The sequence below is a fragment of the Niabella aquatica genome, assembly GCF_054779315.1.
The window spans coordinates 415,940-430,825 of the sequence record NZ_BAAGYM010000038.1; the positions used below are offsets into that span (position 1 = coordinate 415,940).

Below are 14,886 nucleotides of genomic sequence, written 5' to 3' on the forward strand. Positions count from 1 at the left end.
ATTTATTCAGCACATATTTTAGATTGTCAAACAATCACTCAATCAGTAGGATATGGTCTCGAGTAAAAAGTTTTTTATTGGATGAAGAAAATATTGCAGAGCTTTTTTATATGTTTTTGAAATATAATGAGTTGTTTGGGATTGATGAGTTTTTTTCCCATAAAGAGCTTGATAAAACTAGAGTTCTTATAAGGAGCTATTTTATCTCCAACATAACTAATGAAATAAAGGGGTTGGCGGATATTTCCATTTTAAACGGATTTGTGAACTTTGAAAAAGGTATAAAGGCGGTTATAAGTATATGTAATTTTTAAATTCAATCAATATGAAAAAATCCTTAAAACGCTTGAAATTTGAATCGCTTCAAGACGAATTTGATATTCTTAGCGAGGAAGATTCTGCTAACGTGTTTGCAGGCTCCGGAATTGATGGTCTTTGTTATTTTGAAGCCTTGAATATTATAAGTAGGTACTATATTTCCGGAGGGATTTCGGTCAGTGCATTTATGAATACCTATGGATCAACTTATGGCTACAGTAGTTTTATCGGAGCTTCAGGTATAAGTGGTGTTTCAGGATTTTCCGACCCATACAACTTTACTCAAGGAATTTTCAATATGAGTTTTATTAGCGTACAGGATATGTGTAGTGCTACGCATGCTTCGGGTAATAGTCCAATTTTAGCTTTGCAAGATATGGGATCCGGAGTTATGCACGCAATAGTAATAACAGGCTGGGATTCAAATATAGGGAAATACACTTATGAAGATGCAAATGGCGTCAAAACTATATCTGAATCTGAAATATGGCAAGGTTACACCTTTCAAGTTAATGGCATAAGGTTTAATGAATAATATAAAAGTTGCTTATTATGAGATGGCGAACAAGATTTTATTTTTTACACTAAGCGTCGGGAGGTCAAAGCAAGGATATACTAGTATATTAAAAACATTAGTCAGACCGTATGCTTTGGAAAAGCTATAGATTGGTTAAAGAATTGAGGAAATTTAGTATTGCAGAAAGTTTAAAATAACCGAGTAAGTGCATAATAAAATTATTATAAAAGTGGAAAAAAAAATTTACTTCTTACTTTTTTATTTTCTTCTGGCATACAGTTTATTTGCCCAACCAGTCACTTTTAAACAGCTAATCGCTAATTTAGGAGGAGAGCTTTCAATGCCCCAAGAATTTGTTGAGATTTCTGTATCATCGGATTATTATTTTTTCTCTGGTCCTGATTCTTTAAATAGCAATTTAAAGCAAAAGTTCCTCCGAAACATGGATTATGGTTACATCAGCATTGATTCAAGCATTTTTATTGGAATTAATTATGCACCTCTCAATCCACGAAATGATACTGCAAGAATGTTCCAGGCTTTATTCCCCGGCAGAAAAGTGAATAATAACTATTTGTTGACTATTAAGCATAAAGTAAACTCATTTGATGAAGTAAAATTTTACGATTCTCTTGCATCTTATAAATTGGGAGTAAATATTTCCGGTGAGTATAGCTTGAATTTATTTCATAAATACCTGGGTATTTATTCCAAAGGACATGTTGTTTTTATGCAAAGGAACAATGCATTTTGTTTTGAGATTTTTATTTTTTACAAAGAGTTTCGGGAGGCGAAGGTGAGGAAATACATTAAGCATATTGACAAAATAATAAACTTTAGAAAGAGCCGGAATTGGTAAGGCTTGATATTTTAATGATTGGTATAAAGGTAGTCAGGTTACTATCTTGAGATAACGTCTTTGTTGAGTTTTATATATGAGAATGCTTCGGTATAAAAGCACAAAGCTCACAAGTTTCTGTTTGGTAAACTGGTTAAAGATACATGCGTGCAATTTCATTTTCAAACCGCTCCATTACCAGTTTACGTTTCACTTTCAGCGTGGGGGTTATTTCTCCCGAGTATTGTGTAAATTCTGCATAAACCAAATGTATCTTTTTGATCTGCTCGAACCTGGCCATACTTTTTTGAACGCTTGTAATAAGGTCGCTGTAAAGTTTCTGCACTTCTGGCAAAGTAACAAACAGCTTTTTGTCAGATAGCTCTAAACCTTTGCTTATGGCCCATTCTTTCAGTTGTTCAAAGTTGGGAACAACGAGGGCCGATACAAAAGGTTTATTATCGGCAATCACTACGATCTGGTCGATATAAGGATTGTGCGCAAACTGGCCTTCGATCTGCTGGGGAGAAATATATTTGCCGGTAGCGGTTTTCATAAGATCCTTTATCCGGTCTTCAATAATAATATTTCCCTGCGCATCTATAGTTCCTGCATCTCCTGTTTTTAGCCAGCCATCTGCTGTAAATACACTGGCAGTTTCTTCGGGCAGGCCGTAATAGCCTTTCATTACCGTTTTGCCTTTCACCAGTATTTCATTGTTCTCTCCGATTTTTACTTTTACGCCCTTCATAGGAATACCCACTGTACCGTAGGTATAATTTTTTAGCGGATGGCAGCATACGGTAGCCGAAGTTTCTGTAAGGCCGTAACCCAAGGTCAGATGAATGCCCAACGCATCAAAGAACCGCTCAATAGGTTCGGAAAGAGCTGCACCGCCAACCGGCATGAACCATAATTTTCCTCCCATCTGGTCTTTAATCTTTTTAAAAACCACATGATGCGCGAGTTGGTATTGCCATCGAAGCAAGGCGGGCGCCGTTTTACCGGCCTTCAAATAAGCAGCGTATTTTGTACCAACTTTTAAAGCCTGGTGGAATATTTTTTGCTGAAGTGTACTGCTTTTTTTTATTTTATCATTTACACCGTTATAAACTTTCTGGTATAACCGGGGAACAGCACACATCATAGTGGGCTTTACTTCTCTCAAAGCGGGCGCAATATCCTGTGGGTTATCCAGCAGGTAAACCGTAGTGGCCAGTGATAACATAAGGAGGGTCCAGGCGCGTTCAAACACATGACTTAAGGGAAGAAAGGCCAGTGAGGTTTCCTGGTTAGGATTGGTGAAATTGAAGAAGGAAATATGAGATTCGATTACTGCCTGGAAATTGCCGTGCGAAAGCATTACGCCTTTTGGACTGCCTGTAGTGCCGGAAGTGTAGATCAGCGTGAGCAGATCATCTTCACTCCTGTCTGCCATTTCAAATGTTTGGGGCTGATCTGCAATCCAATTATTAAAATAAACGGACCGGTGATCCCCGGATTTGATATGTGGGGATGCCATTATAATGCGCTGCAAAGCCGGAGCTTCATTGATGATTTGAATACAGCTATCGTAAATGAGCTGATTACCCGCCAACACAATTTTTACTGCTGCATCCCGGAGAATATGGAGCGCCTGCGCCGGGGTATTGGTAGCATAAACGGGCACCGAAATGGCACCCACACTTAACGCCGCGAGATCCATAATCACCCATTCTGCACTATTCTCCGAATAGATCGCAACGCGATCATTTTCCCTGATGCCTTCCTTTCTTAAGGCGTTGGCGGTTTGAAAAATCTTATCCCGGAAACTGGCCCAGGTATAATGATCCCATTTGTTGTTTTTCCTGAAAAAAACAGCCGGTTTATCAGGATATTGACTGGCATTTGCCAAAACAGTATGCGAAATATTCATCTAATACACAACAGATTTTTATTTTAGACCCTCCGATTATTTGTAGGGGATACGCAATAGATCGGGATACACTGGGTAACGCCGGTGATACTGCCGTTCTGGGCAATGTATTACGGGTACACAAGCGGTATAAAATTTATCAGCATATTTTTGATACAGCCTTTTTGAAAAGAGATAACGGGTATTTACAATCCCTGCATTAATTGCTTAATATAAGCTGCATGCTTTTCGCTGACTGGTACTACCGGAAGCCTGCAATCGGTGCTGCATAACCCCATTTGCTTTAAATACTCTTTTACCCCGGACGGACTGCCTTCGGTGAACATAGAAAGAATCACGTCGGTATATTTTAAATGCAGCGGCAGTGCTTCGGCAAATTTACCTGCAAGACACAGGCGAACCATTTCAGAAAAGTCGCCGGGATAGGCATTGGCTACAACAGAGATAACCCCCTTTGCCCCCAGGGCGATCATCGGTAAAGTAATACCATCATCGCCGCTGATCAGCATAAAGTCTGCCGGTTTATTTTTCATGATATAGCTGATCTGGTCAAAATTGCCGGAAGCTTCTTTGGTAGCAATAATATTTTTACAATCACGGGCAATACGTACAGTTGTTTCTGCACTGACGCTCATACCGGTTCTACCCGGCACATTATACATAATAACAGGCAGGGGTGCAGCATCATTAATAGCTTTATAATGCTGGTAAATACCTTCCTGACGCGGTTTGTTGTAATAAGGCGAAACAGACAGAATAGCATCATACCCTTCCAGTTTCATAGTGGCAAGTGCCTGTAGGGCTTCTCTGGTATCGTTGCCGCCAATACCGGCTACCAGCCCGGCGCGGCCCGCAGTTTTTTCTTTTACGAAATCAAAAAGCACCTGCTCTTCTTCCCGCGTAAGAGTAGCACTTTCCCCGGTAGTTCCGGCTACTACTAAATATTCTGCTTGGTTATTGATCCAGAAATTGATTAAATTTTCCAATGTGGGCCAGTCAAAATCGCCGGTAGAAGTGAACGGTGTTACAATTGCAATACCGGTACCTGTAAGTTTTTGTTGTAAGGACATTTTTTAGATGATAGATATTAGATGATAGATATTAGATTTGGATGACAGATGGTAGATAGCAGCACTTACGGCGTATACCTAACATCGTACATGTTTGCCGGGATATATTGTTTAGCACAAGTGTGCGACGCAAGGAAGGTGATAGCAGCAATGAAGCCCGGAACAATTATACGCTCAACTGTCATCTGCGAACAGCCAGCTAACCATTCACTTCTTCCCAGAATCCCATTTTGCTGAATTTTTCTATGCGCGCTTCCACCCGCTTTTCGGGTTTCATATTTTTCATTTCAGCAAGCCCTGCCAGTATCTGCTTTTTTAAATTCTGTGCAGACTGCTCATAATTCCAATGGGCGCCACCGTCGGGCTCGGGAATAATACCATCTATCAGGCCAAACTCTTTCATTTTGGTAGAGGTGAGTTTGAGCTGTTCAGCCGCTTTCATTTTATAATCCCAGCTACGCCACAGAATAGTGCTGCAGTTTTCGGGTGAAATAACGGTGTACCAGGTATTTTCCATCATATATACCCGGTCTCCCACGCCAATACCCAAAGCGCCGCCGCTTGCTCCCTCGCCAATGATCACACAGATCACCGGTACTTTAAGACGCATCATTTCGTAAATGTTACGTGCAATTGCCTCGCCCTGGCCACGCTCTTCCGCTTCGAGACCAGGATAGGCGCCGGGTGTGTCTATTAATGTAACAACGGGCTTATTAAATTTTTCTGCCAGCTTCATCAGGCGTAATGCTTTGCGGTATCCTTCGGGGTTGGCCATACCAAAATTGCGGAGCTGCCGTTTTTTAGTATTGGATCCTTTTTGCTGGCCGATGATCATTATTGTCTGCCCGTCTAACGATGCAAAACCACCTACCATTGCTTTGTCATCCTTAATATTACGATCACCATACAGCTCGGTATAGTTTTTCGTCATCAGATCTATGTACTTATGGGTATAAGGCCTGTCCGGATGCCGGCTTAACTGCACACGCTGCCAGTCTGTAAGATTATGGGTAATGGTCTTACGCGTTTCGTCTACCTTATTCTTGAGCTGCTCAATCTGGGCGCTTAGATCAATGTTCGTTTTTATTTGTCGCTCGTTGGTTAACTCAATTTCGTCTAACAGATCTTTGATCGGTTTCTCAAAATCAAGAAATTGCCTGTTTTGAACTTCGGGCATAATTATATGCTTTTATGTGGCGGCTAAATTAATGAATAATTGGCGAATGAGAGAAACAGGAAAAAATATATGTGTATAAGGTGCAGAATTCATATGTAACAGATTTAAACTACAATTTTCAGATTACCGCACCTGACCGTTTCCTTCCAGTACCCATTTTTCCGTAACTAATTTTTCCAAAGCAAAAGGCCCGCGGGCGTGCAGCTTTTGGGTAGAGATGCCAATTTCAGCGCCCAATCCAAACTCCTCACCATCGGTAAATCTTGTAGAGGCGTTGGTATAAACGGCTGCAGCATCCACATCGGTTATAAACCGCTCACAGGCTTTCCTGTTTTTTGATACGATCGCTTCAGAGTGTTTGGTAGAATGAGCTGCAATATGTTCCAGCGCATCATCTATGTTTTTTACAGTTTTAATGGCGCATTTCAGCGATAGAAATTCGCGGCCAAAATCTGCTGCTTTGGCTTTCTGCAAAAGGGGATATCCTTTAAGGTTTTTATAAGATGGTGCATCAGCAAAGATCTCGACTTCGTGTTTTTCAAATTCAGGTTTCAGCAAATGTAGAAATCGGGGAGCGATACTTTCATCCACTATAATCGTATCTGCCGCATTACAAACAGAGGGGCGGCTTACTTTTGCATTAACGGCAATATCAACCGCTTTCTGAAGATCAGCAGATTTTTCGATGTATACATGACAAACACCGGCGCCGGTTTCAATTACAGGTACCAGACTGTTTTGACGCACAAAATTGATCAATCCTTCCGAACCGCGTGGAATCAGGACATCTATGTATTGGGTAGCGGTAAACATTTCCTGTACTACTTCGCGTTGTGGCGGCAGCAGGCAAACGGTATGGACATCCAGTCCGGCAGCTTTTAAAGCTTTCTGAATAATGCTTACAGATACTTTGTTGGTATGCAGCGCATCGCTGCTGCCTTTCAGTACACAGGCATTACGGCTGCGCAGGCAAAGCGCTGCAATATCGTAAGTAACATTAGGGCGGCTTTCGTAAATAGCGCCTACCACCCCTAAGGATACTGCTATCTTTTTAAGTTTGATGCCATTAGGCAATACTCTTTCGGCCAGCACTTCCCCGGTAGGATCAGGCAGGTTGGCTATGTTCCTGATTGCGGCGGCAATATTGTTCAGCCTGTCGTGGTTGAGCATCAGGCGGTCATTTTTTGGATCGTTGGGGTCTTTAGCCGCAAGGTCTTTTTTATTGGCTTTGATAATAGCTGCTTCACCAGCGATGATACCGTCTGCAATAGCGTTTAATAAGCTCTTTAATTGCTTTTCGGACAGTCGCTGTAACGCGATTTTTGCTTTATTAACTTTTATAAGCGAGGCTTGTATAGACATCATAATTTTTTATTTAATTGTGCTCCTCTTTTTAGGAAGGGATCTCGGGTTCGGTTTTATATCAAAACTATATCATTCGCATGAGCCGCTATCATGTTCTTTTCTTTTAAATGCTTTTTTAATTCGCTGCTTCCCAATTTTGCTTTTGCAACACCTATGATCACTCCTTCATCGTTCATCAGCTGTACTACTTCGCCTACTTCAAAATGGCCCTCGATATTTGCAATGCCTACAGTTAACAGGCTTTTGCGTTCAGTAACCGCTTTGGCGGCGCCCTTATCCAGCTTCATATTTCCTAAAGTGATGGACCCGCTGGCCAGCCATTTCTGGCGATTCTTTAAATTGGACTTTTGCGCGTAAAAAAAGCTGCCTGCTTTTTTATGAAGCGCATCGCTGATGGGTATGTCAGATTGCAGGCCGCACATGATTACATTAATGCCCAGGTTGGTGGCCAGCCTTGTAAAAGTAAGTTTGGACAGCATGCCGCCCAGTCCGAATTCTGATTTTTCGCCTTTCTTCACCAACGATAATACGTCGGCATTAATAGATTTTATTTCCCTGATGATATTTTTGTTATCATCTAAAAACCCTCCGATTGATGTACATAGAACCAATGTTTCCGCATCAAAAGCAATGGCCAGCAGGGTAGCCAGCTCATCGTTATCTGAGAATTTCAGCTCCAGGTCGCTGATCACATCATTTTCATTCACTACAGGGATAACGTTATGCTGCCAGAATGTTTTAAAGGTATCCTGCAACTGTAAAAACTGTTTACGGTTACTGAAGTGTGAACGCTCGCATAAAGCCTGGGCTACCGTAAGGCCCCTTTTTTGAAAGTAATGGCGATAGAGCTGAATGAGTATAGGATTACCAATGGCTGCCGCTACCTTACGTTGTAATAGAGCGCCTTTGTAATCCTTTATATATTTTTTACCGCTGCTTACAGCGCCGCTGCTTACCAAAACGATCTTATAATGCTGGTTCAGGGCAGCAATATCTTCTACTATCTTTTTGATAACAGCTTTGTTAATATTGCCGTTTGCGTTGGTAATTACGGCCGAGCCTAATTTTATCACTAAAACCTTATGCCTCATAAAATAAAAATGTATGCAAATTTAGCTTTACTCTTCTAAAACAAAAAACCATCCGGCCTTTAACAATTCTGGCAGGTCATCAAGAATTGTACACACCACCTTACTGCCGTATGATATTGGGCAGTTGCAGGTATGATTATGATCACCTGGCAATGCCTGTTGTTTTATTTTCAGGCAGTATAGCGGGGTCCGGAAGCTAAGACATCTGCGATCAGCAGGTAAGTACAGGACACTTTTATAAGGCTATACCGTAGTTTTACAACTGATTGCTAAACTTAAATTTTATGTTAGAATACGCAGACCTGCTTACAATGCATCCCCGCAGCCAGATTGTAGAGATTATTAATCGTATTTACAAGCGAAGGCTTACAACTACATCGGGGGGGAATATTTCGGTAATTGACGATCACGGGAACATCTGGATCACACCCTCGGGGGTGGACAAGGGTTCTTTAACACCATCGGATATTATGTGTGTGAGAGCCGATGGCAGTATAGAGGGGAAGCATAAACCCTCTTCCGAATACCCGTTCCACCGTGCTATATACAAGCGCAGACCTGATATTAAAGCTGTTATCCATGCCCATCCGCCGGGATTGGTAGCTTTTAGTATAGTGAGAAAAATACCCGACACCAATACTTTGTCCCAGGCTAAATTCTCCTGTGGTGCGGTGGGGTATGCGCCTTATGCTTTACCGGGCAGCGAAGCGCTGGGGAAAGAAATCGCTCGTGAATTTGAGAAAGGATTTGATTCTGTGATCATGGAAAACCACGGCACTGTAGTGGGGGGAACTGACCTGGATAATGCTTTTCAGCGATTTGAAACCCTCGAATCGGTGGCAGTTACCTTATTAAATGCAGGCGCTTTAGGGCAAAGTAAACCACTGAGTGAAAATGAGATACATGAGTATCACGATAAAACGCAGGCGATGAATTTGCCTGAACTGGATAAGGTGGAGCATTTGCCGGAAGAACTGAACCTGCGTGAAGATATCTGCAAAATAGTACGCCGTTCCTGCGAGCAGGGACTGATGATCAGCTCTTATGGTATTGTTTCGGCCCGTTTGAAGGGCAACGATTTTTTAATAACGCCAAAAGATAAATCGCGCTGGGAGTTTCAGCCTAATGATATCATACAGATCAAAGGCGGAAAACGCGAGCCTGGTAAAGTGCCCAGCCGTATGACTTTGATACATCAAAAAATTTATGAGCAAAACCCGGATGTTAACTCCATTATTGTTTCGCAACCCAATTATGTAATGGCTTTTGGCTGTACAGGTAAAACCTTCAATGTGCGTACCATTCCCGAGAGCTGGATATTCCTGCAGGATATTCAGGCTTTACCGTTTCATACACTTATTAATAAGGAAGAACAGATCCTGGCTGAGCTGCAACAACGTCCTTCTGTGATCATCAGCAACAATTCTTACATTGTGACCGGTAAAAACCTGTTGCAAACCTTCGATTACCTGGAAGTGGCCGAATTCAGCGCCAAATCACTGGTGATGGGTGCTGCGCTGGGCGAGCTGATCCCTATAAATGATGAGCAGGTGGAAGATCTGAGGAAGAAGTTTATCGGGTAGGTAGTATGTTAAAAAGTCGGCAGGCTGATAAATTGAAATGAGGTTGTTGCTCCCTGTTGGTTTATCAACATGTAAACCTGTTAACTTCAGTCAGCCCATCAGCAATTTTTCCAACACATAATAGGTAATGGGGCAAAATTCACTGTTTTTTAGAGTGAGGGCCTGGCGTTTCACTATAACGTCTTCATTGGTATAAGGAAACCTTGCGCAGTCTGAAGGGCGTTGCTCGTAAACAGAGCAGGTATTATCCTGGTTCAAAAAGGGGCAGGGGGATGATTTTACCACGAAATCGCCCTCTTCATCTACGCGTAGATAAGTATCGATAAAAACGCTTTCTTTCATTCCAAGATATTTTGAAATACGCTTTACATCGGGCGTTTTAAAGCGGGGCGAATAATTTTTACAGCAATTGGCGCAGGTAAGGCAATCTACTTTTTCGTAAGCTTCTTCGTCAAGCACGGGCAGCTGCTTCAAAACCTTATTTTTATCAGCCCGCTTTAAAAATTGCTGGTATTGTTTACGATGTTCCTTCGATTTTTTTTCCCAGTTATATAAAATGTCTTTACTCATCTGTTTGGCGATTGCTGAGCTCGTATTGTTGCTCTGTTTTTCTCATCTGCTTGCTGGTTTGCCTGCTGCCATCATGGCTCCAGCCTGGGGGACCAAAAATATAGCCCAGTTTTTGTTTCCAGGTCAGGTTTTTTCGTTTCAGGTCCTTAAAAATATTGATCCACTCATAAAATACGATCGTAAAGGCATTCTCCCTGGGAATAGGCGAGGTAAGACCGTATTTTATGGGCTGATAGTCGCTGGCAGGTAATTCCTTCTGGAACGTTCCGAAGAGCTTATCCCAGATAATCAGGAACATGCCCATATTTTTATCTAAGTATTTAGGATTGGAACCGTGATGTACCCGGTGATGGGAGGGCGTAACCAGGATGTATTCAAGCATTCCCAGCTTTCCTACTTTTTCGGTGTGCACTAAAATGCCCCATATTTGTGTAGCAGCATAAATAAAGATAATATCTATAGGCCGAAACCCCAGCCACGCAATAGGTATGAAATACACAAAACGGTAAAGCGGTTCCAGTACGGATGAACGAAAACCTACCGTAAGATTAAATTTGGAAGAGGAGTGATGGGTGAAATGGGTGGCCCAGAACAGGCGGCAATAATGATCTACACGGTGCAGCCAGTAGTACATAAAATCCTCGAAAAGCAGCAGTACCAGCCAGTAAATTACGGGGTTGGCAATGGGTGTTGCTATGCGGTGATCGTAAAAGAAAGTAAGGATCACACCCACATAAATGGCCCTGAACAGCAGGTCGATGCCGCCGTTCAGCAGCATAAAATACACATTTTGCAAGGTATCCTTCAGCGAATAGGTATCCTGTTTGCGTAAATGGCTTAAGATGATTTCTGCACCGATTACCACAATGTACAGAGGCGTTGTAAGCAGTATTAATAGTTGCTCTCTTGCAGTATCCATAGCGGCAAAAATAGAAAGTTAATCCGGGTTTATCAACTTCATGTAACCGGGCAGCAAGCTTGCTTATATTTTTCACGCAGGCGGGATAGTTATACACATATTTTATACTGTACAATCGCTTGCGCATAACAAGCTGGTCAATAACCGTTATTTTTGCATATTCCCCGAAGGGGTCTTTCATACAATTTTTTTAATTTCTACCATACTATGAGTATTTTAGAGCTCGGCTACCAGGAGTTTACAAAAAGGCATATCGGTCCCAATGAAGCTGACACACATAAAATGTTGCACGAAACAGGTTTCCATAACCTGTCAGATCTGATGGAAAAAACGGTTCCTTCGGGTATCCGGATGAAAAACGCCCTGAATATCCCCAGGGCCATGAGCGAATATGAATATCTCAGGCATATAAAAAATATTTCTTTAAAGAATAAAATCTTTAAAAACTATATCGGGCAGGGGTATTACGGTACCATAACGCCATCGGTTATTTTGAGGAATATTTTTGAGAACCCGGGATGGTACACACAATACACGCCTTACCAGGCAGAAATTTCGCAGGGCCGCCTGGAAAGCTTATTGAATTATCAAACGCTGGTAAGCGATATGACCGGGCTGCCACTGGCCAATGCTTCTCTTTTGGATGAAGCTACTGCTGCTGCTGAAGCCATGACCATGTTTTTTCATCTTAAAAACAAAACAGACCGTATTGAAAGGCCTAAGTTTTTTCTGGATGCGGAAACTTTTCCTCAAACAAAGGATGTGGTTTATACAAGAGCGCAACCTTTTGGCATTGAGGTAACAGAAGGCGATTATAAAACAGCTGATATTGATGAAACGTATTTTGGAGCCCTGGTTCAATATCCTAATAACCTGGGGAGTATTGAAGACTACAGAAACTTTATCAGCAATGTTCAAAACGCAGGAGGCTTTGTAGCAATGGCTACTGATCTGCTGGCACTGGCTTTATTAAAGTCTCCGGGTGAGCTGGGCGCGGATGTAGCGATCGGCTCCGCACAACGGCTGGGCGTGCCTTTAGGATATGGGGGGCCGCACGCAGCTTTTATGGCTGCCAAAGATGAATTTAAGCGTGTGCTGCCCGGCCGTATTATAGGTATAAGCATAGATGCACAGGGAAATCGTGCCTTGCGTATGGCACTGCAAACCCGTGAGCAGCATATTAAAAGGGAAAAAGCTACTTCCAATATTTGCACCGCACAGGCTTTGCTGGCGAATATGGCGGCTATGTATGCAGTATATCACGGGCCAAAAGGGCTTAAAGCTATTGCAGAAAGGATTGCAGTATATGCACAAACCGTTGCGGAGGAAATTGAAGCACGCGGTTTTGAGCTGGTTTCTGAAAACTTTTTCGACACGCTGGTTGTAAAGGTAAATGATGCCGGCAGCATCAGGAAAAAGGCTGAAGCACAAAAGATCAACTTCAGGTATATAGGGGAACATCTTATTGGCATTTCTATTGATGAAACGATTATTGTAGAAGATCTTTTTGATATCATCAACTGCTTTGAAAATGATACCGATCCTGTTGCATTTGATATCAATGCAGATGAAGGCACCTATCGTATCCCTGAAAGACTGGTGCGAACCTCATCTTATCTTGTCCATCCTGTGTTTAATACCCATCATAGCGAAAGCCAGATGATGCGTTATATTAAATATCTGGAGAATAAGGATCTTTCTTTGAATACGTCTATGATCTCTTTAGGCAGCTGTACCATGAAGCTGAATGCAGCTACACAAATGATCCCGCTCAGCTGGTCGCATTGGGCAAATATACATCCCTTTGCGCCATTGGAGCAGGCAGGAGGATATAAGGAACTGACAGGAAATCTAAGTAAATATCTTTGTGCGATCACTGCTTTTGATGCCTGCAGCCTGCAGCCTAATAGCGGGGCACAGGGTGAATATGCAGGGCTGTTAACTATTAAGGCGTATCATGAAGCACAGGGGAACCGTCATCGTAACGTGATGCTGATCCCTATTTCAGCGCATGGTACCAACCCCGCATCGGCAGTAATGGCAGGAATGAAAGTGGTGGTGGTTAAGGCTTTGGAGAATGGCTATATTGATGTGGAAGACCTGAAAGCAAAAGCATCTCAATATGCAGACACGCTTGCAGGTATTATGATCACATACCCCAGTACTTATGGAGTGTATGAAGAAACAGTGAAAGAAATTACTGAAATAGTTCACACGCATGGAGGACAGGTGTATATGGACGGTGCTAATATGAATGCGCAGGTAGGTCTTACGGCGCCGGGTTTGATCGGTGCTGATGTTTGCCATCTCAACCTGCACAAAACATTTGCGATCCCACATGGGGGCGGAGGACCTGGTGTTGGTCCTATTTGCGTAAAGGCCCATCTGGCAGCATATTTGCCGGGGCATGTATTTTCCCGGTTTTCAGAAGATGAAAGTGGTGCTAATACTTTTCCCATTGAAGGAGGACGGGACGCGGCCGGGGCTGTTTCTGCCGCACCTTATGGCTCGGCATCCATACTGCTGATCTCGTACGCCTATATTGTAATGCTGGGTGCAGAAGGGCTTAAAACGGCTACGGAGTATGCTATACTGAACGCTAATTATATGCGCTCGAGGCTGGCTAAGCATTATGATATTCTTTATACAAACAATAGCGGCTTGTGCGCGCATGAGTTTATTGTAGATCTTCGCCCGTTTAAAAAGACAGCGCAAATAGAAGCAGAGGATATCGCAAAGCGTTTGATGGATTATGGTTTCCATGCACCTACTATGAGCTTCCCGGTTGCCGGAACTATTATGATAGAACCTACCGAGAGTGAGGATAAAGCAGAGCTGGACCGATTCTGTGATGCGTTGATCAGCATACGCGGCGAGATCAGGGCGATTGAAGAAGGAGTAGCGGACAGGAACGATAATGTATTAAAAAATGCACCTCATACGCAGCTTGTAGTTACTGCCAACGAATGGAATCATCCTTACAGCAGGCAGGAGGCGGCTTACCCGCTGCATTATGTGATGCTGAATAAGTTCTGGCCATCGGTTGCAAGAGTCAATAACACGGCAGGCGATCGCAACCTGGTTTGCACCTGCGAACCGGTAGAAATGTACGCCGAAGCGTAACTCTTTGAGACAGGGGAGAAGTCCGGAGCCGGAGGTGAACGGATGCTGGATGCTTGATTCTGCTAATAGTTCATGGCTAATCCCGATGAAATTGAACATTGATTGTTGAGCATTGAATATTGAGTGTTCGGATATGCTATACATAAGAGGGAAATATTCAATAATCAATTTTCAATACATCAATATTCAATCGTAATAAAGAGAGCTCTCTGCTTTTAGCCTTCGGCTTTTACGCTGCATGCTGGTAGCTGGATACTTGATCCGGCTAGTGGTTCATAGTTCATGGCCAATCCCGGTGAAATTGAACATTGATTGTTGAGCATTGAATATTGAGTGTTCGGATATGCTATACATAAGAGGGAAATATTCAATAATCAATTTTCAATACATCAATATTCAA

Annotated in this window: 12 protein-coding genes; 5 read left to right on the forward strand and 7 right to left on the reverse strand. The window is 42.5% G+C overall.

Annotation, left to right across the window (positions count from 1 at the left end; translation table 11 throughout):
- Nucleotides 1–77 precede the first annotated feature (77 nt).
- The 3 genes from ACYVBM_RS21440 (at nucleotide 78) to ACYVBM_RS21450 (ending at nucleotide 1,694) form a co-directional block, all read left to right on the forward strand.
- Nucleotides 78–314 (forward strand): hypothetical protein, encoded by a 237-nt coding sequence (locus ACYVBM_RS21440; RefSeq protein WP_460687749.1) that lies wholly within the window; start codon nucleotides 78–80, stop codon nucleotides 312–314.
- A gap of 11 nt (nucleotides 315–325) precedes the next feature.
- The gene (locus ACYVBM_RS21445; protein ID WP_460687750.1) at nucleotides 326–853 is read left to right on the forward strand and encodes a hypothetical protein; all 528 of its coding nucleotides are present in this window, start codon (nucleotides 326–328) and stop codon (nucleotides 851–853) included.
- A gap of 211 nt (nucleotides 854–1,064) precedes the next feature.
- Nucleotides 1,065–1,694, forward strand: coding sequence for a hypothetical protein (locus tag ACYVBM_RS21450; RefSeq protein ID WP_460687751.1), 630 nt, complete (start codon nucleotides 1,065–1,067; stop codon nucleotides 1,692–1,694).
- 133 nt (nucleotides 1,695–1,827) lie between these two features.
- Here the strand turns inward: ACYVBM_RS21450 and ACYVBM_RS21455 are convergent, their stop codons facing one another.
- The 5 genes from ACYVBM_RS21455 to proB all read right to left on the reverse strand — a co-directional run bounded on the left by ACYVBM_RS21455 (nucleotide 1,828) and on the right by proB (nucleotide 8,291).
- Nucleotides 1,828–3,588 (reverse strand): AMP-dependent synthetase/ligase, encoded by a 1,761-nt coding sequence (locus ACYVBM_RS21455; protein ID WP_460687752.1) that lies wholly within the window; start codon nucleotides 3,586–3,588, stop codon nucleotides 1,828–1,830.
- Between the two features lie 185 nt (nucleotides 3,589–3,773).
- Nucleotides 3,774–4,658, reverse strand: coding sequence for a 4-hydroxy-tetrahydrodipicolinate synthase (dapA, locus tag ACYVBM_RS21460; RefSeq protein ID WP_460687753.1), 885 nt, complete (start codon nucleotides 4,656–4,658; stop codon nucleotides 3,774–3,776).
- A gap of 199 nt (nucleotides 4,659–4,857) precedes the next feature.
- Nucleotides 4,858–5,835: an acetyl-CoA carboxylase carboxyltransferase subunit alpha gene (locus ACYVBM_RS21465; RefSeq protein ID WP_460687754.1), complete on the reverse strand. Its 978-nt coding sequence runs from the start codon at nucleotides 5,833–5,835 to the stop codon at nucleotides 4,858–4,860.
- Between the two features lie 123 nt (nucleotides 5,836–5,958).
- Nucleotides 5,959–7,200 carry a glutamate-5-semialdehyde dehydrogenase gene (locus ACYVBM_RS21470; RefSeq protein ID WP_460687755.1) on the reverse strand — a complete coding sequence of 414 codons (1,242 nt, stop codon included), beginning with the start codon at nucleotides 7,198–7,200 and terminating at the stop codon, nucleotides 5,959–5,961.
- Between the two features lie 53 nt (nucleotides 7,201–7,253).
- Nucleotides 7,254–8,291: a glutamate 5-kinase gene (gene proB / locus ACYVBM_RS21475; protein ID WP_460687756.1), complete on the reverse strand. Its 1,038-nt coding sequence runs from the start codon at nucleotides 8,289–8,291 to the stop codon at nucleotides 7,254–7,256.
- A 284-nt stretch (nucleotides 8,292–8,575) separates the two neighbouring features.
- Between proB and ACYVBM_RS21480 the strand changes: the two genes are divergently transcribed.
- A complete protein-coding gene (locus tag ACYVBM_RS21480) occupies nucleotides 8,576–9,874 on the forward strand; it encodes a class II aldolase/adducin family protein (protein ID WP_460687757.1) in 1,299 nt (432 codons plus the stop codon).
- A gap of 90 nt (nucleotides 9,875–9,964) precedes the next feature.
- On the opposite strand, the gene ACYVBM_RS21485 is transcribed toward ACYVBM_RS21480, so the two are convergent.
- Together ACYVBM_RS21485 and ACYVBM_RS21490 are read right to left on the reverse strand one after the other, a co-directional pair.
- A complete protein-coding gene (locus ACYVBM_RS21485) occupies nucleotides 9,965–10,444 on the reverse strand; it encodes a YkgJ family cysteine cluster protein (protein WP_460687758.1) in 480 nt (159 codons plus the stop codon).
- Nucleotides 10,437–11,363: a sterol desaturase family protein gene (locus ACYVBM_RS21490; RefSeq protein WP_460687759.1), complete on the reverse strand. Its 927-nt coding sequence runs from the start codon at nucleotides 11,361–11,363 to the stop codon at nucleotides 10,437–10,439. Before ACYVBM_RS21490 ends, ACYVBM_RS21485 begins: the two co-directional genes overlap by 8 nt.
- 207 nt (nucleotides 11,364–11,570) lie before the next feature.
- Here ACYVBM_RS21490 and gcvP point away from each other — a divergent pair, with 207 nt between their 5' ends.
- Complete coding sequence (gene gcvP / locus ACYVBM_RS21495; protein ID WP_460687760.1) at nucleotides 11,571–14,486, forward strand: aminomethyl-transferring glycine dehydrogenase; 2,916 nt, start codon at nucleotides 11,571–11,573, stop codon at nucleotides 14,484–14,486.
- Nucleotides 14,487–14,886: the final 400 nt, after the last annotated feature.